Source organism: Halalkalibacterium halodurans, assembly GCF_005671335.1.
In the GTDB taxonomy this organism is placed as follows: Bacteria; Bacillota; Bacilli; order Bacillales; family Bacillaceae_D; genus Halalkalibacterium; species Halalkalibacterium halodurans.
This window is the reverse complement of record NZ_CP040441.1, coordinates 2,373,585-2,396,236: the sequence shown is the minus strand read 5'-3', so window position 1 is coordinate 2,396,236 and position 22,652 is coordinate 2,373,585. Positions and strand designations below refer to the sequence as shown.

Sequence of the window (22,652 nt, the reverse complement as noted above, 5' to 3'; positions counted from 1 at the left end):
TCTCTTTCTTGCTCATAGCTGGTTGTACGAAGCAAAGACAAAAAACGAACCTATTGAGAATGCAGCACATATGATTTATCACAGCAATGCCCAAAGGGGGAATCGTTTCATGACAAATGAGCATGGAAGGCTAACAGTGGTAGGGGAAGGCAAGGTTACTGTGCAGGCGGATGTGGTCGTGCTTAGCATCGGTGTGTCCACGACTCATTCAAATGTGGAAGAAGCAGTGAGGGAAAATAATGAACGAGCTCAAGCGGTGGTAGGGGCTTTGCAGCGAATGAGAGGAGTAGAACAAATCGAAACTTTGGCCTATTCCGTCTCACCGATCTACGAATTTGTAAATGGCGAACAAATCGTTCGTGGCTATTCTGCTGTTACTTGGTTTGACGTGACTGTCGATGATTTAACTGTTGTAGGAGAGGTATACGCTGAAGCATTTGCGCATGGGGCGAACGAGACACGAGATCTTCGGTTTAAAGTATCTGATGAGGAGGCTCACTATCAGCAGGCACTGCAGCTAGCTGTACGCAGAGGCTATGACCATGCTCAGGCGATGGCAGGTGCCAGCATGGTTGAATTAGAACAGCCTCCTGTGAACATGAGGGAGTTGATAGACGGACCAGTGACCATTCAAAGGCAAGCATATGCCCTTGCTGCAACTGTCGGTCCGCCTATCGAACCACAGCAAATGGAAATCGTCGCGAGAGTGAAGCTTGAATTTTCTTATGACCGAACAAATTGACGTTCATCCTCAATAAGACCACACGCCCCGCATTGGACTCTCATTTGCGGTCCTCGGTATGGCATATGGAAAGGCTCTAATTGTTCTTGGGCATATGTTTGAATGACTTCACCTGTCTGGGGATCAAGCTTGACGGCCTCCGCTTGTTGTTCGATGAAGTGAAACCGAGAACGGTTCGTTTTACATTGAGGACAAATATAACTTGGACTCATAAGGCATTCCTCCTTTTTTCTAAGTGTGTCCAAAACGAAAAAAACCAACCACTGGGAATGGTTGGCTTTTGGCAAATTAGAACGCCCAATTTCCTTTACGGAACACAGGCTCGCGCTTTCCATCTTTTGTTATACCGTCAATGTCCATTTCACTGCTGCCAATCATGAAGTCAACGTGTGTGATGCTCGTATTGATTCCGGCCTGCTCAAGCTCCTCTTCACTCATCTCTTTCCCGCCTTCAATATTGAACGCATAGGCCGTCCCGATGGCTAAATGATTGGAGGCGTTTTCGTCAAAAAGGGTATTATAGAAAATTAAATCTGTTTCTGAAATAGGTGACTGATGTGGTACGAGAGCAACCTCACCAATGTACCGGGCACCTTCATCAGTATCCAGCAACCGTTTCAACGTTTCGTATCCTTGTTCGGCAGTAAAATCAACGACTTTCCCGTCTTTAAACGTGAGCGTGAATTGATCAATTAATGTACCGCCATAGTTCAATGGCTTCGTGTTGGTTACTGTTCCGTTGACACCTGTTTTCTTGGCTGCGGTGAACACTTCCTCTGTCGGAATATTGGCGACAAAGTCAACGCCATCTTTATTTGTGCTCCCACCAGACACCCATAAGTGTGTGTCAGGCAATTCAATCGTTAAATCCGTACCAGGTGCTTTGTAATGGAGGGCATGGTAGCGACGTTTGTTCAGTTCGTTCATCTTCTCATCCAATGTCTTCAAATGGTTTTTCCATGCAGCAACAGGGTCTGCTTGGTCAGTACGCGTAGCGGCAAAGATTGCCTCCCAAAGCTTCTCAACTGCTCGATCTTTAGATTCGTCTGGGAATATTTTCTTCGCCCAACCTTCTGAAGGGGCGGCTACAATCGACCAGCTCACTTTATCAGCCATAATATACGAGCGGAATGTTTTTAAAGCTTTCCCCCCGGCTTTGTTTAAGTTGGCAACTCGTTCAGGATCGGCATCCTTCAATAGATCCGGATCTTGACCGGTAATCGACAAAAACGCTGCACCGTTTTCCGCTAGCTCTTCAAACCCTTTGGCAATCCATGCTGGATACTCGTGGAACGCTTCATCTGGTGCCAAATGGAACTTTGTCCGCGTAAGCTCTTCATCGCTCCATTCGACATGAACATTTTTTGCTCCAGCTTCATAAGCTTTTTTCGCCACGAGGCGGACGAGTTCCAAAGCTGAAATCGGTGTGCGGATGACTAAGGTTTGCCCAGGTTGAATGTTGACCCCTACCTTTACGGCAAGTTCTGCGTATTTTTCTAGGTTTTCTTGAAACGTTGTCATGTTATCCCTCATTTCATTATCTATTCGTTCCCGTGGATTACAAAATTATCTTACCAACTTTTTCATAGTAAGAAAAGGATGACGCTACCCAAACTGGATAAGCTATAGTATAATAGCCGTATTGCCATGAAGAATTTCACAGGTTTTCTGTGAGAGAGGTTCGCGAACTCCCTCTATAAAAAACTAAGGCAAGGCTGTATCAAGCGGTACAGTTTTCTTTTCGTTTGCCGCTAGCCGGCGAGGGTTTTTCGAGCTCGTTCTTCACGATAGGTAAGAGGGGAAACCGCTCTGTTGTGAAAGGAGAATGAGGGAAGATGGAAAACAAAAAAAAGAAAGCCGTCGTAGTGTTCAGTGGCGGCCAAGATAGTACGACATGCCTGTTTTGGGCATTGAAAACATTTGATGAAGTGGCGACAGTGACGTTCGATTATGGCCAGCGTCATGCCGAGGAAATTGAGTGTGCAAAGGAAATTGCTGAACAGCTTGGGGTTTCGTTCCGTGTACTCGATATGACGTTGCTGAATCAATTAACAGAAAGTGCGCTTACGAGAGAGGAGATTGCAGTAAAAGATGGAGAGAACGGTGAGCTCCCGTCTACGTTCGTCCCAGGGCGCAATCAATTGTTTCTTTCGTTTGCTGCTGTATACGCCAAGCAAATCGGTGCGCGCCACCTTGTCACCGGAGTGTGTGAAACAGACTATAGCGGCTATCCTGACTGTCGCGACGTGTTTATAAAATCGCTAAATGTCACATTAAATTTGGCGATGGATGACCAATTTGTCATTCATACGCCGCTTATGTGGTTAGATAAGGCAGAGACGTGGAAGCTAGCAGATGAATTAGGGGCTTTGGACTTTGTACGAGAAAAGACGCTCACGTGTTATCACGGAATTCGTGGTGATGGCTGCGGGGAATGTCCTGCTTGTATGTTACGTCGCCGCGGGTTAGAGTTGTATCTGGCTGAAAAAGAAGGTGACCGGGCATGATGCAGCAATTTTATCCGCAAACCCACCATCCGTACAGCTTCGAGTTAAATAAAGATATGCACTTAGCTGCTGCCCATTTCATCCCGGCAAAAGACGCAGGAAAATGTCAGGATGTTCACGGTCACACATATTTCATCAATGTGACAATCGCTGGAGACGAATTAGATAAAACAGGATTTCTCGTTGACTTTAAACAACTAAAAACAATCGTCCATAAACGATATGATCATACACTATTAAATGACCATGACGAATTCAAAGGGACTTTCCCCACAACCGAAATGGTAGCGAAGACGATCTATGAGCGAATTCAGGCTTATTTAGACAATCGGCCAAATAAGCCCGTCTGCGTCCAAGTGGTTGTGAGAGAAACCCCAACAAGTTATGTTGTGTACAGGCCAAAGAAGGTGGCGGAATGAAGCGAATTCCAGTAATGGAGATTTTCGGTCCAACCGTTCAAGGAGAAGGAATGGTCATAGGGCAAAAGACGATGTTCGTCCGCACGGGGGGATGCGATTATAGCTGTTCATGGTGTGATTCGGCCTTCACATGGGACGGCTCACTCAAAGCAACGCTGAGGACGGCTGATGAGATCATTGCAAAATTGGAGGAGATCGGCGGGGAGCGTTTCTCCCATGTGACCATTTCCGGCGGGAATCCTGCTCTTCATAAAGGGATAGGCGAGCTGGTGGACAAGCTTCACGACAAAGGCATTCGTGTGGCACTAGAGACACAAGGCTCTTTATGGCAGGATTGGTTTCTCAAAATCGACGATTTAACGATTTCGCCAAAACCGCCAAGTTCACAAATGAAAACCGACTTTACGAAGCTTGATCAAATCATTGAGCGATTGGATACAAAGCAAATGAGCTTAAAGGTTGTCGTATTTAATGATGAGGATTTTCGTTATGCAGAATATGTCCACGAACGGTATCCACATGTCCCTTTCTTTTTACAAGTTGGAAATGAGGATACGGTGACAGGCGATAATGACCTTTTAATACGGACACTTCTTGACCGATATGAATGGCTCATTGCCAAAGCGACCGATTCAACGATCATGAACGATGCGAAAATTTTACCGCAGCTCCATACACTTGTGTGGGGGAATAAGCGTGGTGTCTAATACTTTTTATTTGGAAGGAGAATGAACAGTGACTGGAAGGAAAGAGGAAGAGCTTGAAGGGGTTACGTTGCTTGGAAACCAAGGGACAACCTATACGTTTGACTACAATCCTGACATTTTAGAGGTGTTTGAAAACAAACACCAAGGGCGAGATTACTTTGTGAAATTCAACTGTCCTGAATTTACAACACTCTGTCCAATGACGGGGCAGCCTGACTTTGCTACTGTTTACATTAGCTACATTCCCGATGTAAAAATGGTGGAAAGTAAATCACTGAAACTATACTTGTTTAGCTTCCGCAACCATGGTGATTTCCATGAGGATGCGATGAACATCATTATGAACGATTTGATCAAGCTCATGGACCCTCGCTACATCGAAGTGTGGGGTAAATTTACTCCTCGTGGTGGCATTAGCATTGACCCGTATACGAACTATGGCCGTCCTGGAACGAAATACGAGAAAATGGCCGAATATCGAATGATGAACCATGATTTATACCCTGAAACGGTAGACAATCGGTAACGCTTTTAAATTTATCCAACAAGAAGTGCTCTCAGCCAAGAGAAAGGTTTGAGAGCATTTTTTGTTTGAATCCGCAGTTTGCCTAACTAGAAGGTAGGAAGCTCTCGGGTGGATTGACTTAAAATAATGGCATTTTACTCGATATTGTATGCACAGAAAGGGGATTAAATGTTTAGAACATTTACGGAGAAACGCTCGGAATGGAAAGAACAAATCAGTGAGGAAATTATACCTTTGATTCATAGAGGGATGGTTAATCGAAAGCAATGGCTATTAGTAAATTTAAAAGGACGCTTGTGGTCAGGAAGCCTTCGAGATCAGTTCATGTTTGAAAACATCGAATGGTTGCGCAATTATTATAAGGGAGAGAAACTCATTGTTTGGGCCCATAACTATCATATTCGCAAAAATCGCTCCCTTTTATTGGAACTATTAAGAATAAAAACGGTAGATCACTTGCTCGCGAAAAAATACGCTGACCGAGTGTTTTCTGTTGGGTTTTATGCTGGAAGTGGCACATGCTTAACCCCTTATAAGGACCTTCACGAAATCACAATGATAAATCAGTACCATCTTGAACTTCTACTAAAGGAATAGAATGGCCATACGTTCTTTTTACCTACGAATATTGGGGCAAAAAGAAATGCTTGGAACAAGCAAGCATGGTGGCTATTAGAAACGAGATTACTAGGATTGGCTCCTCTCGTCTTAAAACCTATTAAGGCTTATGATGCTATTTTCTTCATTAAATGTGTGAAGCCACCTCAGGAGTTGGGAAGTTAGGGAAAGAAAACTCTACTCTAAAGTATTATGGGGACGCTCGGTATAGCTGGATTATTTTTCGATTTCAAGTTCGGAACATCCACGTGGAAAAAAGATGGATAATATAAAGGTGGGAAAAGTTGTCTTCATGTCAATCTGGCAAAGAGGAAACTCTTTACAATAAACGATAAGTTCATAATGTAGGGTAAAGTCTAATTTTCCCACGTCATCCTTTGTATAAAAAACATAAGAAAAAAAACAATAGGTGTAACCTCAATTGAGATGGGTGGGTTTCACAGTGAAGTTTTCTCGAACGCAAATTTTCCTCGTCTTGCTATTAGCGATAGGGATATCAAACCATGTCCTTTTAATTCCACACTTATTGCAAGCTGCCGGCAGAGACGCGTGGATTTGTATTTTAATTGGCTATGTTCTATTGCTTATTTGGGGAACTGTTCTTTATTTTATTTTAAACAAAAACCGACATGGAACCTCCTTTTATTCATGGGTCAAGAAGCGAGCTGGTAGACCAGTTGCGGGATTTGTTGTATTTATCATGATCATGTACTTTGCTTTAGCTGGGATCAGTATTTTTTACGATCTCATTCAATCAGTTAATATCTATTTCCTCCCTCTAACACCAACATGGATGATTGTAGTACCTTTTTTGAGCTTATGTATTTGGGCAGCATACAGAAATTTAAAAACAATTGTATATATGTCAGTATTTTTGTTACCGATTGTTTGGATACTTGGTCATTTTGTTGCAATTGCGACCATGCGGGAAAAGGATTACCATTACATATTCCCTATTTTAACTAATGGATTAGATCCGGTACTTTCTGGAACAGTGGTTGTTTTGGAGCAAGCGTGGACCTTCTTGTCCTTATTCTTTTACAAAAGCATACGAAAGAACAATTTTCGTATGGAAATATTGTGATTCTCATCACCTTACTAATGGGACTTTCTCTTGGACCAACGATCGGATCTATTGCAGCATTCGGTCCAGAAGTAGCTGCGCAAATGCGTTTCCCAGCTTTTGAACAGTGGCGGTTAGTCGTACTTGGTGAACATTTTTCGCATGTGGACTTTTTAGCTGTCTTTCAATTACTTTCTGGGGTGACGATTCGTATCGCCTTATTTTCCTTTCTCCTTTACGATACGTTAGATTTCAAATCTATTCACTTTAAAAAGTTAATACTGTCCATCTATACTTTGGTTTTAGGAGTTGTAGCATTACTGCCAATAAGCGACATATGGGTGGAAACGGTTATTAGGATGTATCTATACCCTGTAGCCTTTATTATCGGCTTTTCACTGTCGTTCCTTCTTCTTTTGATCAGCTATTTACCGCAAAGGAAAGGATTAGGGAATCGCCTATGATCTTCAGACAAAAATATATGCCAAAACCTATAACAAAAACAGAATACCTAGAGCAAGTATTAGAAAAGGGACTTCTAACGACGGAGGAAGTAAAACAGTTTTTTCATGATTATTCTGATGTTTATTTTGTTCAGGCTTCAGACCAAGATCATTCTTTAATTTCCTTTTATTGTAAAGGTATGGTGGATGTAACTCGGGTAAATGAGTATTACTATGCCTTTGTTGAGGAAATGGAAGCTGAAAACTATAAATGCAAAGAATACATTCCACCTAGCATTCAAATCAAAACAGTAGCTTCTCTAATTGAGAAAACCTTTTCTGGGTATCTTATATTTTACCAAAAAGGAAATTCTTTCTTTTATGGAATTGATGTTGCTAAAGTACCACAAAGAGAACCGGCAGAATCTCGTACAGAGGTATCAATTAAAGGACCTAAAGATGCGTTTACAGAGGAACTCAATCTTAACATTTCCCTTATTCGTAAACGATTAAAAACAGAGTACCTATTTAGTGAAGCCTTTACATTAGGATCAATAAGTCAAACAAAAGTAGCACTCCTTTATCTTGACAATAAAATAAACCCTAAAATGCTTCATGAAGTAAGGAGTCGTTTAGAACGATTTGACTCAGAAAGTATTACGAGTGGTGGACAATTGGAACAATGGCTTTCTGATCGCACGTTCTGTTTATTTCCTCTTTTTGACTACATTATGAGGCCGGATTTTGCGATCGAGTGTATGTTGCGAGGAAGGTTTATTCTCGTTGTTGATGGATCTCCAACAGTTCTAATTGGTCCAATTAATTTATTTGAGCTGATTAAATCTCCGGAAGATACTCATTTTCCTTATTTTTTTGTTGCGTTCCAGCGAGTATTACGCCTTATAAGTTTAAGTGTTGCGATTTTTTTGCCTGGCTTTTGGCTTGCTATTAGTTCTGTTAATTTGGACCAATTACCTCTCCCATTATTGTCTACGGCAGCCGTGGCCCGAGATGGCTTACCGTTTCCGTCAGTCGTAGAAGCTTTATTTATCCTTGGATTATTTGAATTGTTAAGAGAAGCGGGTCTCCGCATGCCTTCAGCTCTTGGACCGACGATTTCCATTGTTGGCGGGCTTATTATCGGAGATGCCGCCATCCGTGCGGGGTTAGCCTCTCCGGCCCTTATTGTGATCATTGCGCTTACGGCCGTGGCAACGTTTACCCTTGTTAATCAATCGTTGACTTCGACTGTTAGTGTTTTAAGAATTTATACGTTAGTACTAAGTTCGTTTTTAGGAATATACGGCTTCTTCATCAGTATGTTCAGCATACTCATTTATTTATCACGTTTAAGTTCCTTTCATATTGATTATTTAGATCCCATTGCCTCGTTGAGTTATAAAGATTTTCTAGCCGCATTACTTGTCAATCCTTTTAAGCGAAAAAAATTTAACTCGTCTATGCTTAAAAAAGGAGATAACAATTTATGATTCGCAAGATTAAATTTTTATTTTTTGTCGTACTCTTTTTAGTTGGAACAACCCTTAGCGGTTGTAGAGATGTTAAAGAGATACAACACTTAAACTATGCCACAGCTATCGGTTTTGACTATAGGGATGGGAAGTATTACGGATACATTCAATTTGTCTCATTTGAAGGGATTGCACGGACGGAGGGGCATGTTGGTCAGAGGGGAAGTATGTGGGTCTCAGAAGTTGCTGCAGATACGTTTGAAGATTCGTTTTTTGAAGTTTATCAAACAACACAGGAAAGAACGGTGTGGGCTCATGTAACATCCATTCTGCTGAGTGAAGCGGCTTTAATAAAAGGGTTCGATGACATTTTTGAATCCTTAACACGATATTATGAATTTCGTTTGACACCGTGGGTATTTGCAACAAAAGAAGACATCCAAGAAGTGTTTTCAACCTATGGGTTTTATGGACAAACTTCATTGGATACGATACTTCATGTGCCGTTAAGAATTCATGATCAAAGTTCAAAAATACGCCCGATAAAATTTTATCAATTCTCACGGGAGATCTATGAACCTGTTGAGACATCGTATATCCCGTCCATTAGGATCGACAAAGAACAGTGGGAAAAAGACAATCGAGTCGACCCTAAACTTGCCCAAGAGGGTGCCTTTTTTATTCAAAATGATCAATTCAAAGGCTTTTACTCGTTGGATCAAATAGACGGTTTGCGCTGGATTTCTCCTGATACGATGCGAACGTCCATTATGATTCCAGATGAAAAGCAGACCGAATTCCAAATTGCTGTTGAGTATCCATGGAATCGAGTGGAAGTGTTTTTCGATGAAGGTAGGCTAAAATGCAATGTTTATCTTCGTTTAAAAGGCTATTTTTTGAGTCGAACTACGAACGATACTTTAAAGCTTCAGGCTATAGAACAAAAAGCGGAGAATGCCATTAGAAACGAAGTTAAAGAGTTATTTCAATTAGGGGTTGAAGAAAATGTGGACTTTTTTAATATCGAGCATTCTTTATACCGAACTGATTTTAAGGCGTGGCAACAATTGAAACAAAGCCAAGCCCCTATTTTGGCAGATGGAACTTTAGAAAATGTCATCATTGATTTATCTATCGAGCATACAGGAGGCATGAAAAATCGGAAGATCAATCTAAAGGAGGAGGGGGATAATGAATAACATGGCTGGAAGTAATCCTTTAAGGTTGATGATAGGCTTATAAAGAATTCATTTGTCAAGGTTTACTTACGTCATTGATTCAATATGAACAACACTGGAATCGGAAATTGAAGCGATTTTCTAAATGATAAATAGCTCTGGTCTTGTTGAAAATGATTGCACTGAATTCCCTCTTTGAAGTTTAGTCATCTGACATTTAAGTATATATTTGTAAAACTACTATATTTTGAGGATGCTTCAGATTCGTGTCTAAATCTCCAACACTAAGAACGGAGCTGATTCGTAGATGAAGTCGTGTCAGGGGTCTTGAAATGATTTTTGGAGGCCACCGATTGTGAATTAATTAAAGAAAAAGGAGTGTCGACTTATTGCCTTTTAGCCCGAATCTAGTATAGTAGTGAGGGAAGGAGGTAATTTATGAAGCGGCATTATTTATTTAGCATATGTATATTGACTCTCCTTCTCCTTGCTGCTTGTGGATCATCGGCAACGGAAGATCATGAGCTGGAGGTACCAGAAGATCATGAGACGATCGAGATAGATGGGGAAGAGGAAGACTCGTCCCAACCCGTATTTTCAGATGAAGAAGCACTTGTCGTTGATGATCTGCTTGAAGAAGAGAGCCGGGGAGAAGAAGCGACTGAACATAGTGAACCAATAGAGGAGAATACGTCCACTCCTTCAGAAACATCTGGGTCAGAAAACGTAGAGGAGACCGAACAACAACCTGCTGATGAAAACAATCAAGCCTTTGCTCTTAATGTGAAAAAGTTTAAGCTAGAGTTGGAATGGCAGGACGGAGACGAGCTAGAAATGGAGTATGAACAGAAGAAAAACGAGAAAGGGAAGGCAAAAGTCGAGTGGGATGGAGCGCATAAGGAAAAAATGTCGGGTAAACAAGCGGTTGAGTGGATGGAAGATTTTCTTTCCCAGCTTGATCTTTCGGAAGGAACGAACTCTGACAGGTTAAAATCTCAAGTTTATGCGATCCTCGACATTGATCCATCCGAAGTGGAAGAGCTGGATCTTGAGATTGAATTTTTTGACTAAATCATCGGGCTCCATAGAATGATGGCCAAGCTCATATTGCTTTCTGTATACAAGAGGAGAATTAAAGGAGTCGAGAAATGTGATACGAGTATTGTTTGTATGTTTAGGAAACATTTGCCGCTCACCAATGGCTGAAGCGATCTTTCGTCATAAAGTGAACGAAGCGGGGCTATCTGCTTCATTTCAAATCGATTCAGCTGGAACGGGCAACTGGCATGTGGGCAAACCGCCTCATAAAGGAACACTGACCATTTTACAGGAAAACGACATTCCTTCCGGGGGATTAAAGGCGAGACAGGTAGTAAAAGAGGATGTTCATCGCTTTGATTATATGATCGGAATGGATACGGAGAATGTCGGAAACCTTCGCGCGATAGCTGGAGCAACTGGAAAAGCAGAGATTTCTCGGCTTCTAGATTATGTACCTGCTGCAACGATAGTGGATGTACCAGACCCTTACTTTACAGGGAATTTTGATGAAGTGTACGATCTTATTTCCGAAGGATGTGAGCGGTTGCTTGCTTATATCTGTGAAAAAGAAGGGCTAACGGATCAAGGATAAACCAATGTGTAAAAAGAGCCAGCGATTCTAGGATGTCGCTGGCTCTTTACAGTTACTAGCGAAAAGTCTTTTCCACTCGACAAGCCATAAGATTACAGGTTAAGTACGGTCACACGCTCGCGAGTCATGGATAAAAGGCTTGGCTTAATGCCTTGTACACCTAGACCAGATTTTTTTACACCTAAGAATGGGAAGTGATCAGGCCCACGCTCTGTTTTTGCGTTAATATGGACCGTCCCGACTTCTAAATGTTTCCCGATGTTGATCGCGCGATCGGTGTCTTTCGTAAAGATGCTCGCTTGAAGCCCATAGTCGGATTGATTGCTCAAGCTAATGGCTTCATTTGCGTCTTTCACTCTAATGATTGGAAGGACAGGGCCGAATGGCTCTTCCCAAGCTACACGCATTGCAGGTGTGACATCATCTAACAGTGTCGGTGACAAGAGGTTGCCTTGACGCTTGTTGCCAGATAGTAAGGTTGCTCCATTTTCGAGGGCATCATCGATTAACCCTTGAATGAACGCGGCGCTTTTTTCATCAATAACGGGAGTAATGTCCGCATCGTCCTCAGGGCTTCCGACCGTTAGTTGCTCGACTAGCTCCTTAATGTTAGCTACGAGCTGATCTGCTACACTGTCTTGAACGAACACACGTTTAATCGCTGTGCAACGTTGACCAGAGTAGGAAAAAGCTCCGCTCACAATTTGGCTAGCTGTAAGCTTTAAGTCGGCATCGTCGAGAACGATCGCTGGATCTTTTCCGCCAAGCTCTAAAACGACAGGAATCATTTTCGCTTTTTCGGAAATACGCTCTCCAGTAGTTGTTCCACCTGTAAATGTAATCATGTCAATCCCTGGGTGTTCAACCAAGTGGTCACCGATAACAGAACCACGGCCGGTTACAACTTGAATGATTCCTTCTGGTGCTCCTGCATCTGCAAGTGCTTCAACCATTTTAATACCGCTTAATGACCCTTGAGTTGCCGGTTTAAAGACGACAGTATTTCCTGTCACGAGGGCTGGGGCAATTTTTGCTGCCGCAAGGTTAACTGGGTAGTTAAATGGTGAAATCGCTAAAACGACACCAAGAGGTTCGCGCTCCACCAGAGCAATTTTCTTCGAACTTCCTCCTTTGAACTGGTCCCCTTTGAGGGTTTCTCCATTTAAACGGAGGGCTTCATCAGCTGTGTGACGGATAATGTCAGCTGTTCGACTAACCTCACCAATTGCTGATTTTTTTGGTTTGGCCACTTCATGCATGATGAGTTCGCCAATGATCTCTTTTCGTTCCTCTAAAAGGTCAGCCCAAGCGTAAAGCAAGTCTACACGTTCATGAATCGGGCGAATCTTCCAAATTTTCTGTGCATCTTTTGCTCCTTGAATCGCATCATTTACTTCCTCTTGGGATAAGGCTGGGATAGATCCAAGAGCTACGCCAGATGCTGGAGCAGAAATCGAAATGCGTTCGCCAGTTCGACTTTCCACCCACTCACCATTCCTTAGAATGTTTGCGTTGAATTGTTCTGTTTGTAAAGCCATACTGTAAACCACCTCTCCACTCTTTTATATATATTTTTAAGAGTTTCCTCGATTATAGAGGGAAAAGAGAATGGTGACAAGTGTTTTGCTCATACTTTCACAAATAAAGCGCTTTATTTGCCCATGATTAAAAATTTTGGTAATTTTCTATTTATTTTGTTTTGAGCAACGCTTTTTCGTTGTGATCCCAGTTTCAGCCTTATTATGTGACAATTTATGCAAGTGAAACAGGGAAAAGGCAGTCTTTTAGTGACCTAATATTCAATCGTTCAATCACTTTACTTTTGTAAGTCGATTCGTTACGATATGAAAGAACGAAAGAAAGGAGAGTATGCTTCATGCCACAATTAACAACGAATCATGACGCTAAACTTTTTCAAACGATTGAAGAACGCCATTCTGTTAAGCAGTATGAAAAAGGATTTAAGATTTCGGAAAAGGAAAAGGAACAAATATTAACAGCTGCCGCGTTGGCACCATCATCGTGGAATTTACAACATTGGAAGTTTCTCGTGATTGAGGATGAAAAGAAAAAAGAACAATTATTACCGATTGCATACAATCAGTCTCAGGTGGTAGACAGCTCGTTCACCGTTGCGGTACTTGGTGACTTAGAGGCGAATAAAAATGCTGAGGCTGTTTATCAGACAGCTGTTGACAATGGATTTATGACAGAAGAAGTGAAAAATACTCTTGTCGGTCAAATTAACGGTGCCTACGGTCGGGGAGGGACTTTTGCACGGGATGCTGCGTTTTTGAACGCTTCGTTGGCTGCGATGAATTTAATGCTTGCAGCTAGGGGGCTAGGGTATGACACGTGTCCGATGGGGGGCTTTAATGGAGCAGAATTTGTCAAAGCGTTTAACGTTCCTGAACGGTATGTACCTGTCATGCTCATTACGGTTGGGAAAGCAGCAAAACCGGCCCATCCGTCATCACGGTTTTCATTAGAAGAAGTTGTCGTTAAAAATTCATTTTAATGAAGAAAAATTAAAATAACGAAACGTTTTAAGGTATGAGTCTCTGATGGCTCATGCCTTTTCTATGTACGAAAAAGGGAAGACCTTATCTAGTGTATATAGTTTTTTTTACCATATAGTGATCACTCATTTACTGATAAAATGGAATCAGAAATATATATGACTAGATTTATGACTCAAGTAACTAAACTTATGACGTGATCTTTTTTAAAATAGGTAAGTACATGGAGATTTCACTATACATTTAGTCTTAATGACGAACCTCATATTGTTAGGAACCATCTACAATTGAGGGGATGTAAACTTCATTCCTAGATCAGTAGCCAGTCCTTTTACTTAATTTTATCCCTTATATTAGGTGGATGTATAGTTTTTGTGCAGAAGTCCTTGATATAATGTTGATCATTCAAAGGGGCGGAAGGGAAAAATGGATGAGAAAGATCATTGTAGGAATAGTTTTTGCCTATTTAGTCACGAAAAAAAGAGCAAAAAGATTCATGTTCTCTCCATCATAATGGAACCATCATCAACCGCAGGCACTTATTAATATGGGGGACTTTAGGTTTAGAGGAAGATGACGATGTTAAACATTTAAACGGTAACGTTGATAGGGGATGTGAATCGGATGAAAAAAATCCAAATTGTTGATGATTCACAATCAAATATTCGTAAGCTAGAAAATCTACTGAACACTCATTTTCTTGTGATGGTTGCCCGAACGGGGGAAGAAGCGGTTCGAATGGCAAAGGAAAACGTCCCAGACCTGATTTTGCTCGAAGTGGCGCTCTCAGATATGGACGGATTTGAAACATGTAGGCGTCTAAAAGCTCAGGTAGAATCGGCGAAAATTCCTGTCATTTTTGTTTCAAGTTTAAAAGAGAAAGAGGCCGTTATTAAAGGTTTTGAGGTAGGAGGGCAAGACTATATAATCAAGCCTTTTGAGGCGAGAGAGCTTGTGCTTCGAATGAAATCTTTATTGAAGCAAGAAAGTTCACGAAAGAGGCTAGAGCAACATGTAAAAGTGTTGGAAGAGCAAAATGAAAAACTGAAAGGGAAAATTCAGAAGGTTGATCGGCTGTCTAGGGTAGATTTTCTTACAAACTTAATGAATCGTCGAGACATGCAGGAGAAAATACGTGCAGAAATCAATCGGAGCATACGGCACGGGAGATCTTTTACTTTAGCGATCGTTGATATTGATTTCTTTAAAAACATCAATGATACGTACGGTCATGATTGCGGTGATCATGTGTTGAAACATTTCGTATCCACTCTTAAGAACAGTGTTCGTTCAAGTGATTATGTTTCAAGGTGGGGTGGAGAGGAGTTTCTTTTGCTATTTCCAGAAACAAAACTGGAAGAAGGGAAAAGAGCTTGTGAAAAGATTAGACAAAAAATCAATGAATCTCCCGTCATTTATAAAGGGATGACCATTACGATTACTGCGACATTTGGAATTTCTGAATATCGCCCTTCGGTTCGGATCGAAGAGTTGATTAAAGCGGCAGATGACGCTTTATATAAAGGAAAAAAAACAGGCAAAAATCAGGTGGTGGTCCAAAGTATGTAATCTTACGGGGGATGATTGACGGTGGAAAGTACAGATGGATAAAAGGCATTTACAAAAGGCAGGTGTCATAGAGTGGGAGAAACGAATCAACAGGGCGTAAAAAACCCCCTGCAAACGAAAGATGTAGCCGAGCGACAGGAAAAGAAAGAGAAACAGGTTGTGTTCATTTATTATGACCATGAACCTATCTACAAATTGCTTGAGGACCAACTAGTGGATCAAGGTGATTTTGAGCTCGTATCTACGAATCAATCGGAGGATGCGGTCGCAATTCTCGGGTCCCTTTCTATTGATAGTGTTGTGTTTATTAATACAGCGAAATCTAAACAAATGTATCAATTATACGAAAAAACAAGTGGGAGTCACCATTATCTTCACGTCCCTTTCTTTTACATAGGTGAATGCAGCCATGAGGAAATGGGCCAAATTTTTGCGAACGGACATGAATTCATATCCAGCCCATTTAACCTAGAAACGTTCTATTTAAAGATGAAAGCAAAGCTTGATTATTGTACTCGAATAAAATACGACCGGCAAATTGATTTAGTGACCCAATTATACACGGAACGATTTTTAGAGAAAATGTTTCATTTGCAGGTTGCGAATCTGGTCAGGTTTAAAACATCTTTCACGGTGATCTTCTTATCTTTATACAATTATTACGAATTAAAAACGAAATATGGGTTAACGATTGCAGATCAAATTGTGGCTACGGTGAGCGACTATATTAAAAGTCAAGTGCGGGATTCTGATCTTGCCTTTCGAATGGATGCAGAGGATGAGATCGCGGTCATTTTACCAAACGGGGGTCAAACAGAGGCGGGATATTTTGTTCGTCGTGTCTTTGAACATATTCCTCCCGTGACGACTACGGAAAACGGGGAGCCACTACAATTTTTCATCGAGCTTAGTGCAAGCATTGTGGAGATTAACAATGCAGACGTCACTTATGAAGAGATGCTAGAAAAAGGAAAAGAAGCCTTGCAGGAGGCTGTTTTTAAAGGGGCTTCAACGATCGAAACAGTCAATGACTTCCAAGAACCAAACGTTGAGAAAATAAAAGTAACGGTGATTGTCGAGGATCAGGTAATCCGCAGCGTACTCGTTAATTTGCTACAGCGACTCACGCTCGAATATTTCGAACTTGATGTTCAAACCTTTTTTGATGGGGAAGCGCTATTAGAATCTTCTTGGCATCGGTCAGCCCATACACATATCGTGATCATGGATGACGTCTTACCTAAGCGAAATGGTCTGGAGATGGTCCATGAGCTGCGAAAAATGCCAAACAATGAAAAGTATATTGTCATGATGTTATCGAACAGAAAAACAGAAGAAGATGTCACATACGCTTTTGAGATGGGTGTCGATGATTATATTACAAAGCCGTTTAACGTAAAATTTGTAGAATCTCGTCTTAAACGGTATTTAAAGAGGTTACGATAATGGGGAATGCGATCGTATGGTTAACAATAGCCATTTTGAGCTTTATGGCCGTTTTGATTTTGTTATTCATCTATTTAGTTGTCCAACGAATGATCGAAGTTCGTGTTCAGCGCAAAATCGCTGACTACGTTAAAGACGGAAGCGACTGGGCTTATCGTTATTTAATAGAAGGTGATGCGCCTGCTGAGCAAATTATTCCAGACTCTTCAACAAAGCTCATTGCCATGGAAAAAATCCTTCGTTCATATGCTAAAAATATTAGTAGTGACATGGTATCAGCGCGAATTACCGATTACGCGCATCAATTCCTTTCGCCCTACTATAGAAAAAATTTAAATAGCCTGAATTGGAGCACTCGCATGAATACGCTCCATCGGATTTTAGAGTTTCGGATGAAGGATCTGTTAGATGATGTTCTAAACATACTAAACGAAAACAAACATTACTCGGATGACGAGTACCTACAGATTTATCGCATATTAGCTGCTTTTCAGTATGAAGACTTTCTACAGCATTTATTGAATCCGAAGATTGAGATGAATGAAATGGAGTATCGAAAATTGTTATTTGAGTTAGAAGAAAAGCCGTTTTTAAACATGATTGATCATTATCAAGACTTCCCTTCTCCATTGAAACACACCGTCCTTGATATGATCGGGGTCAAACACCTCGTTGAAATGGTTCCCTTTCTAGAGGAGCGAATTCATGATGAAGAGCTGGAGGTTCGAGTTCGGTCACTTAAGGCACTCAGCCAACTTGGGATCGTTCAAAACGAAAAAATCTATTACCCTTTTGTAGAATCTGAGAATTGGGAGGAACGCATGATGGTCGCCAAAATATTGGCCAATGTAGATTCACCCGAGGCGGTTAGCAGCTTACAACATTTATTGAAAGATCAGTCGTGGTGGGTTCGCTCACAAGCTGCCCAATCCATAGTTCAACAAAAAAATGGCAAATCGGTGCTTCGCGCGATTGTGGAGACCGAAGAAGATCCCTATGCGAAAGACATAGGGAAAGAAGCCTTAGGAATGTGATCGATGATGAATGCTATAACAAATATAGTGTCGTACCTTCCCTATCTTTTTGCTTGGTTCCTTCTAGGATATATGGGGATTGTCGTGCTCGTTTATACCGGAATGCTCTTACTTTCCGTCGTTCAATTGAAACGAGAGCAGAAGCTTAATAAGCAAGAGGTTTATGATGATTATTTAGAATTAACGTATACGAAGCCTGTCTCTATCCTAGTTCCAGCTTACAATGAGGAGACAGGGATTATTGAAACGGTTCGCTCTTTATTAAGCTTAAAATACCCACAGACTGAAATCGTTGTTGTCAATGATGGTTCAACGGATCAAACGCTGGAGGTTATAATTGAACACTTTCAGATGGTTAAGGTTGGGAAGGTGATCCGTAAGCAAATCGAAACGGAGCCGATTAAAGGGGTCTATCAATCGACGATTTTCCCTCATTTGCTGTTGGTTGATAAAAGCAATGGGGGGAAAGCAGATGCGTTAAATGCAGGGCTTAATGTGTCAAAGTATCCATACTTTTGTTCCATTGACGGTGACTCGATATTAGAAACAGATGCTTTGTTAAAAGTGATGAAACCCATTGTGACATCAAGAGATGATGAGGACGAGGTTATCGCTTCGGGAGGTAACGTACGCATTGCCAATGGAAGCGATATTCAGATGGGGAGTGTGCTGTCTGTTCAGCTAGCGAAAAATCCATTAGTCGTTATGCAGGTCATTGAATATTTGCGTGCTTTTTTAATGGGAAGAATTGGATTGAGCCGGCATAACATGGTGCTCATTATATCTGGTGCGTTTAGCGTATTTGCGAAAAAATGGGTCATGGAAGCAGGAGGGTATTCAAAGAAAACCGTCGGTGAAGACATGGAGCTTGTCGTCAGACTCCACCGCTTGGTAAAAGAAAAAAGATTGAAAAAAAGAATCACCTTCGTCCCTGATCCCGTTTGTTGGACTGAAGCGCCAGCAACATTCAGGGTTCTACAACGACAACGAAGCAGATGGCACCGCGGATTAATGGAAAGTCTATGGCTACATCGCGGGATGACCTTTAATCCGAAATATGGTTTAGTTGGAACGGCATCCATTCCTTACTTTTGGATTGTTGAGTTTTTTGGCCCCGTCGTTGAATTAATGGGCTATCTTTATATTGTGTTTGCTTTCTTCTTTGGAGGTCTTTATGTAGAGTTTGCATTGGCCTTGTTCCTCCTGTTTGTCTTATACGGGACCGTTTTTTCCATGACTGCTGTTATTTTAGAGGGGTGGAGCTTAAAACGGTATCCAAAGGTTAGCGATATGTCTCGCTTGATGATCTTTTCTCTATTTGAAGCTTTATGGTATAGACCACTAACGGTGCTTTGGCGTTTTGGAGCCATTATTGAAGCCTTGTTCAGGTCAAAGGCATGGGGAGAAATGACGCGAAAAGGATTGACCAAAGCAGAACAAAAAGCTAGCTAGAGTCTACTTTTTACGGAAAGGAATTTAGATATGAAGGCGTTGCTGATTAAGTTAAGTATCGGTTTATTGCTCCTTCTCATGTTTTTGCCTGTTGCTTTATGGTATTTAAAGGAGCCGACGGAATTGCAGGTCGCCATTCTCGACAAAACGGTCCCTGACGAAACCTATCGTGAGCATCTTGGAATTACGTGGGTTTTGAATAGCTATAAGTATGAAAAAAAAGACGGGTCATCGTATCACGCGGCGACTGATTATTATGGGTTTGTTCCTAATGAAAGCGAGCAAACGTATTCGGTTCAGCCTCTTCCTGAATCGTTAGATGATGCGGATGTAATCTACGTAGCCGATACGTATGGTGTCTATGAGGAAGACTTACCATGGATCGATCTTAAACGAGAAGGAACTCGCTCTGAGCTTTTATACGGGGGGCTCGAAATGGAGGAATGGCAAACGATTTATGATCGTTTGCAGCAAGAGAAGCGAAGTACTCTCATCGTTGAATTTAACTCGTTTGCTTCTCCAACTGAGGAGAATGTCCGTGACAGTGTTAGTGAATATTTATACGTTAAGCGCTCTGGGTGGATCGGTCGCTACTTCCAAGAGCTAGACCATGAACTAAACGACGAAATTCCGGCTTGGATGCTTGATCATTACAACGAGTTAGGTTTGGAGTGGAATTATGAGGGGCCAGGTTTTATCCTCGTTGATGAGGAGGCTCAAGAAATTGTCGTTTTGCTCGAAAAGGAACATTTTAATGAAAAAGGCATTCGCATGAGTTTTACGGAGCGGGGGCAGGAACTGTTCAATTTAACTACAAGTCCAAATTACTTGTACTGGTTTGATGTTGTTGAGGCAGAGCGTGAAGAAGATGTTCTAGCTTATTATGACTGGGACTTGACAGATGAAGGGAAAGCGGAGCTTCTGAAGCATGATCTTCCAATTCAGTTTGCAGCAGTGGTTGGACATGATCGTCCCCAATCGCGAAGCTTTTACTTTGCAGGTGATTTTACTGATATCGCAGAAGTTCCAAAAGTCCATCAATACAAAGGGATCAACAAATTAAAAGCTTTGCTGGCATGGGATGATTTTTCGGAGGAGCGCTTTTTTTGGAAAACATACGTGCCAATGATGAAAACGATCCTTGAGCTGCACACTGCTGAAACCCTGATCGAACCTGAGGAAGCGGTGGCTGTGGCACAAAAGGATGGTCTTGCGTATACGGCAAGAATCAAAGATCAAGATTACGAGGTATTCGTAGACGATGAATGGAAGAAGTTGCAAATCCATGGAGTTAACCTCGGGATGGGGAAACCGGGGACATTTCCAGGGGAAGCGGCCATTAAAGAAAAAGATTACTATCGCTGGTTTGAACAAATCGGAGAGATGGGCGGAAATGCAATCCGTGTGTATACACTACACCCACCGGGCTTTTATCATGCGTTAAAACGATATAACGAACAGCATGAAAATCCGATTTATCTCTTTCATGGCGTGTGGATCGATGAAGAGCCACTTGAAGATACACTTAATGCGTTTGATGAAGAAACAAATGAAGAGTTTCAACAAGAAATGAAACGAATCGTTGATGTTATCCATGGAAATGCTGTCGTGGATCCTAATCCTGGGCATGCCCATGGCGTGTATCAAGCCGATGTTTCCCCCTATACGATCGGCTGGATTATTGGGATTGAGTGGTATCCTCACACAGTCAAAGCAACGAATAAAAACAATCCTGATATAGGGGATTATGACGGCAAATATGTGGAAACAAAAGATGCTGAGCCGTTTGAGTATTGGCTAGCTAATCAGTTTGATATTTTGCTTTCGTATGAAATAGAGCAATATAACTGGATTAGGCCAGTCAGCTTTACAAACTGGGTTACAACCGATCTGTTGACACATCCAGCGGAGCCAAACGAAGATGAAGATCTAGTCGGTGTGGATCCGAATGTGATTCATCTCAAAGGACCAGCAACAGAAACCAATCAATTTGCCTCCTATCATGTTTACCCGTATTACCCTGATTTTTTGAATTATGAAGAAGACTATATTCATTATGTGGATCATCGGGGTGAATTGAATAATTACGCGGGCTATTTGAAGGATTTGCATGATGCTCACGATCTTCCGATTTTGATCGCTGAATTTGGTGTTCCAGCATCTAGAGGTCTTACCCACGAAAATCCATTTGGGAAGAATCAAGGGTTTTTGTCAGAAGAAGAGCAAGGCAAAATTGTCGTCGAATTGTTTGAGGATATTATCGAGGAAGAGCTTTTAGGTGGGCTTATCTTTACGTGGCAGGATGAATGGTTCAAACGCACATGGAACACGATGGATTACGATAATCCTGACCGTCGTCCTTTTTGGTCCAATGCTCAAACGAATGAGCAGCAATTTGGCTTGCTCAGCTTTGACCGTCTAAAAGTGAAAGTGAATGGAGACGATCAAGATTGGGAGGATGCATCCTTACTTTATGAAGAGGATCACCCGTATGTGAAGAGGCTGTACATGGATCACGATGAACGTTACCTTTATTTCCGAATCGATATGAAGTCGGGATCAACTGACGATTTCTTTAAAGATGGATTCCCGATTTTGGTGCTAGATACTTTACCGGGTCAAGGTAATGAGCACATCAAAGAAGTTGAGGGTGTGACCTTTGATCACGGAATTGATTTCATTATCGAATTGAAGGGCTATGATGAATCGCGAGTAAAGGTAGACGCCTATTATGATTTCTTCACCTATCAATACAGCCAAATCTATCAAATGATCGAAGAGACATCCATTGAGCCTCAAAATAATACGGGGGTGTTTCAAAAGATTCACTATGCATTAAACCAAGAGATCCGTATTCCATCAACGAATGAAGTGATCCCGTTTAGTTACTACGATACAGGAGAACTGCGTCATGGAAATGGTGATCCTGAAGCAGATGATTACGATTCCCTTGCTGACTTTTTTGTCAATGAAGAAAAAGGAATGATAGAAGTCCGCATTCCATGGCTACTATTAAGTTTTAAAGACCCGAGTCAGCGTGAGGTCATGTCGGCTATCTACGAGGGTGAAGGCGGAGAAACGAGTGAGATCATCGAAGGGGTTCGTGCAGCGGTGTTATTTGTTGAACCAAAGGATGATGACTCTTATCAAGTCGTTGATGCTCTACCAGCACTAGATGGAGATCGTCTGACGGATGAAGCGATGAACATGTATACTTGGGAAACGTGGGATATTCCCCTCTATGAAGAACGACTGAAGCAATCCTATGATCTAGTAAAAGAAGCGTTTACTTCCATTAAAGAGTAACACACCTAAACAAGAAGC

Annotated in this window: 21 protein-coding genes and 1 riboswitch; of the genes, 18 read left to right on the top strand and 3 right to left on the bottom strand. The window is 41.6% G+C overall.

Annotated elements, in window-relative coordinates; translation table 11 throughout:
• The first annotated feature begins 109 nt into the window (after positions 1–109).
• Positions 110–742 carry an SIMPL domain-containing protein gene (locus tag FED51_RS11540; RefSeq protein WP_053431037.1) on the top strand — a complete coding sequence of 211 codons (633 nt, stop codon included), beginning with the start codon at positions 110–112 and terminating at the stop codon, positions 740–742.
• Here the strand turns inward: FED51_RS11540 and FED51_RS11535 are convergent.
• On the bottom strand, positions 724–954 hold the full coding sequence (locus FED51_RS11535; RefSeq protein WP_053431038.1) for a hypothetical protein: 231 nt from the start codon (positions 952–954) through the stop codon (positions 724–726). The two genes, FED51_RS11540 and FED51_RS11535, sit on opposite strands and share 19 nt — an antisense overlap.
• A gap of 76 nt (positions 955–1,030) precedes the next feature.
• Positions 1,031–2,263: an aminopeptidase gene (locus FED51_RS11530; protein WP_053431039.1), complete on the bottom strand. Its 1,233-nt coding sequence runs from the start codon at positions 2,261–2,263 to the stop codon at positions 1,031–1,033.
• Between the two features lie 149 nt (positions 2,264–2,412).
• Positions 2,413–2,456: riboswitch (PreQ1 riboswitch) on the top strand.
• A 121-nt stretch (positions 2,457–2,577) separates the two neighbouring features.
• Between FED51_RS11530 and queC the strand changes: the two genes are divergently transcribed.
• The 11 genes from queC to FED51_RS11480 all read left to right on the top strand — a co-directional run bounded on the left by queC (position 2,578) and on the right by FED51_RS11480 (position 11,308).
• Complete coding sequence (queC, locus tag FED51_RS11525) at positions 2,578–3,249, top strand: 7-cyano-7-deazaguanine synthase QueC (RefSeq protein ID WP_010898400.1); 672 nt, start codon at positions 2,578–2,580, stop codon at positions 3,247–3,249.
• On the top strand, positions 3,246–3,668 hold the full coding sequence (gene queD, locus FED51_RS11520) for a 6-carboxytetrahydropterin synthase QueD (RefSeq protein WP_010898399.1): 423 nt from the start codon (positions 3,246–3,248) through the stop codon (positions 3,666–3,668). The genes queC and queD overlap by 4 nt, the downstream gene beginning before the upstream one ends.
• The gene (queE, locus tag FED51_RS11515) at positions 3,665–4,375 is read left to right on the top strand and encodes a 7-carboxy-7-deazaguanine synthase QueE (RefSeq protein ID WP_053431040.1); all 711 of its coding nucleotides are present in this window, start codon (positions 3,665–3,667) and stop codon (positions 4,373–4,375) included. Before queD ends, queE begins: the two co-directional genes overlap by 4 nt.
• Positions 4,376–4,403: 28 nt before the next feature.
• On the top strand, positions 4,404–4,901 hold the full coding sequence (queF, locus tag FED51_RS11510; protein WP_010898397.1) for a preQ(1) synthase: 498 nt from the start codon (positions 4,404–4,406) through the stop codon (positions 4,899–4,901).
• 168 nt (positions 4,902–5,069) lie between these two features.
• The gene (locus tag FED51_RS11505) at positions 5,070–5,498 is read left to right on the top strand and encodes an erythromycin esterase family protein (RefSeq protein WP_053431041.1); all 429 of its coding nucleotides are present in this window, start codon (positions 5,070–5,072) and stop codon (positions 5,496–5,498) included.
• A 463-nt stretch (positions 5,499–5,961) separates the two neighbouring features.
• Positions 5,962–6,603, top strand: a complete 642-nt coding sequence (locus FED51_RS21395) for a GerAB/ArcD/ProY family transporter (protein ID WP_233443813.1) — start codon at positions 5,962–5,964, stop codon at positions 6,601–6,603.
• On the top strand, positions 6,600–7,046 hold the full coding sequence (locus FED51_RS21390; protein ID WP_233443811.1) for a hypothetical protein: 447 nt from the start codon (positions 6,600–6,602) through the stop codon (positions 7,044–7,046). Before FED51_RS21395 ends, FED51_RS21390 begins: the two co-directional genes overlap by 4 nt.
• Complete coding sequence (locus tag FED51_RS11495) at positions 7,043–8,515, top strand: spore germination protein (RefSeq protein WP_053431042.1); 1,473 nt, start codon at positions 7,043–7,045, stop codon at positions 8,513–8,515. Before FED51_RS21390 ends, FED51_RS11495 begins: the two co-directional genes overlap by 4 nt.
• Positions 8,512–9,696 (top strand): Ger(x)C family spore germination protein, encoded by a 1,185-nt coding sequence (locus FED51_RS11490; protein ID WP_053431043.1) that lies wholly within the window; start codon positions 8,512–8,514, stop codon positions 9,694–9,696. Before FED51_RS11495 ends, FED51_RS11490 begins: the two co-directional genes overlap by 4 nt.
• Positions 9,697–10,113: 417 nt before the next feature.
• Complete coding sequence (locus tag FED51_RS11485; RefSeq protein WP_053431044.1) at positions 10,114–10,746, top strand: YusW family protein; 633 nt, start codon at positions 10,114–10,116, stop codon at positions 10,744–10,746.
• Positions 10,747–10,825: 79 nt separating this feature from the next.
• On the top strand, positions 10,826–11,308 hold the full coding sequence (locus FED51_RS11480; RefSeq protein ID WP_010898394.1) for a low molecular weight protein-tyrosine-phosphatase: 483 nt from the start codon (positions 10,826–10,828) through the stop codon (positions 11,306–11,308).
• A gap of 92 nt (positions 11,309–11,400) precedes the next feature.
• Here the strand turns inward: FED51_RS11480 and FED51_RS11475 are convergent, their stop codons facing one another.
• Positions 11,401–12,846 (bottom strand): NADP-dependent glyceraldehyde-3-phosphate dehydrogenase, encoded by a 1,446-nt coding sequence (locus FED51_RS11475; RefSeq protein WP_010898393.1) that lies wholly within the window; start codon positions 12,844–12,846, stop codon positions 11,401–11,403.
• Between the two features lie 338 nt (positions 12,847–13,184).
• On the opposite strand from FED51_RS11475, the gene FED51_RS11470 reads away from it, so the two are divergent.
• From FED51_RS11470 to FED51_RS11445, 6 genes are all read left to right on the top strand, one after another.
• Entirely contained in the window at positions 13,185–13,826 is a 642-nt protein-coding gene (locus FED51_RS11470) for a nitroreductase family protein (protein ID WP_053431045.1), read from the top strand.
• Between the two features lie 625 nt (positions 13,827–14,451).
• Positions 14,452–15,396 carry a diguanylate cyclase gene (locus FED51_RS11465; RefSeq protein WP_053431046.1) on the top strand — a complete coding sequence of 315 codons (945 nt, stop codon included), beginning with the start codon at positions 14,452–14,454 and terminating at the stop codon, positions 15,394–15,396.
• Between the two features lie 72 nt (positions 15,397–15,468).
• Complete coding sequence (locus FED51_RS11460) at positions 15,469–16,842, top strand: response regulator (RefSeq protein ID WP_053431047.1); 1,374 nt, start codon at positions 15,469–15,471, stop codon at positions 16,840–16,842.
• Positions 16,842–17,876, top strand: a complete 1,035-nt coding sequence (locus tag FED51_RS11455) for a HEAT repeat domain-containing protein (protein ID WP_138090539.1) — start codon at positions 16,842–16,844, stop codon at positions 17,874–17,876. The genes FED51_RS11460 and FED51_RS11455 overlap by 1 nt, the downstream gene beginning before the upstream one ends.
• A gap of 3 nt (positions 17,877–17,879) precedes the next feature.
• Positions 17,880–19,328, top strand: a complete 1,449-nt coding sequence (locus tag FED51_RS11450; protein WP_053431049.1) for a glycosyltransferase family 2 protein — start codon at positions 17,880–17,882, stop codon at positions 19,326–19,328.
• A gap of 30 nt (positions 19,329–19,358) precedes the next feature.
• Positions 19,359–22,634, top strand: a complete 3,276-nt coding sequence (locus FED51_RS11445; protein WP_053431050.1) for a hypothetical protein — start codon at positions 19,359–19,361, stop codon at positions 22,632–22,634.
• Positions 22,635–22,652 lie beyond the last annotated feature (18 nt).

What these genes read in the sequence shown, in the direction of transcription:
- FED51_RS11485 (WP_053431044.1), top strand. Translation starts at nt 10,114, where the DNA reads ATGAAGCGGCATTATTTATTTAGCATATGTATATTGACTCTCCTTCTC.
- FED51_RS11535 (WP_053431038.1), bottom strand. Translation starts at nt 954, where the DNA reads ATGAGTCCAAGTTATATTTGTCCTCAATGTAAAACGAACCGTTCTCGG.
- FED51_RS11450 (WP_053431049.1), top strand. Translation starts at nt 17,880, where the DNA reads ATGATGAATGCTATAACAAATATAGTGTCGTACCTTCCCTATCTTTTT.
- FED51_RS11530 (WP_053431039.1), bottom strand. Translation starts at nt 2,263, where the DNA reads ATGACAACGTTTCAAGAAAACCTAGAAAAATACGCAGAACTTGCCGTA.
- FED51_RS11445 (WP_053431050.1), top strand. Translation starts at nt 19,359, where the DNA reads ATGAAGGCGTTGCTGATTAAGTTAAGTATCGGTTTATTGCTCCTTCTC.
- FED51_RS11470 (WP_053431045.1), top strand. Translation starts at nt 13,185, where the DNA reads ATGCCACAATTAACAACGAATCATGACGCTAAACTTTTTCAAACGATT.
- FED51_RS11490 (WP_053431043.1), top strand. Translation starts at nt 8,512, where the DNA reads ATGATTCGCAAGATTAAATTTTTATTTTTTGTCGTACTCTTTTTAGTT.
- FED51_RS11475 (WP_010898393.1), bottom strand. Translation starts at nt 12,846, where the DNA reads ATGGCTTTACAAACAGAACAATTCAACGCAAACATTCTAAGGAATGGT.
- FED51_RS11505 (WP_053431041.1), top strand. Translation starts at nt 5,070, where the DNA reads ATGTTTAGAACATTTACGGAGAAACGCTCGGAATGGAAAGAACAAATC.
- queD (WP_010898399.1), top strand. Translation starts at nt 3,246, where the DNA reads ATGATGCAGCAATTTTATCCGCAAACCCACCATCCGTACAGCTTCGAG.
- FED51_RS11455 (WP_138090539.1), top strand. Translation starts at nt 16,842, where the DNA reads ATGGGGAATGCGATCGTATGGTTAACAATAGCCATTTTGAGCTTTATG.
- queE (WP_053431040.1), top strand. Translation starts at nt 3,665, where the DNA reads ATGAAGCGAATTCCAGTAATGGAGATTTTCGGTCCAACCGTTCAAGGA.
- FED51_RS11540 (WP_053431037.1), top strand. Translation starts at nt 110, where the DNA reads ATGACAAATGAGCATGGAAGGCTAACAGTGGTAGGGGAAGGCAAGGTT.
- FED51_RS11465 (WP_053431046.1), top strand. Translation starts at nt 14,452, where the DNA reads ATGAAAAAAATCCAAATTGTTGATGATTCACAATCAAATATTCGTAAG.
- FED51_RS11495 (WP_053431042.1), top strand. Translation starts at nt 7,043, where the DNA reads ATGATCTTCAGACAAAAATATATGCCAAAACCTATAACAAAAACAGAA.
- queC (WP_010898400.1), top strand. Translation starts at nt 2,578, where the DNA reads ATGGAAAACAAAAAAAAGAAAGCCGTCGTAGTGTTCAGTGGCGGCCAA.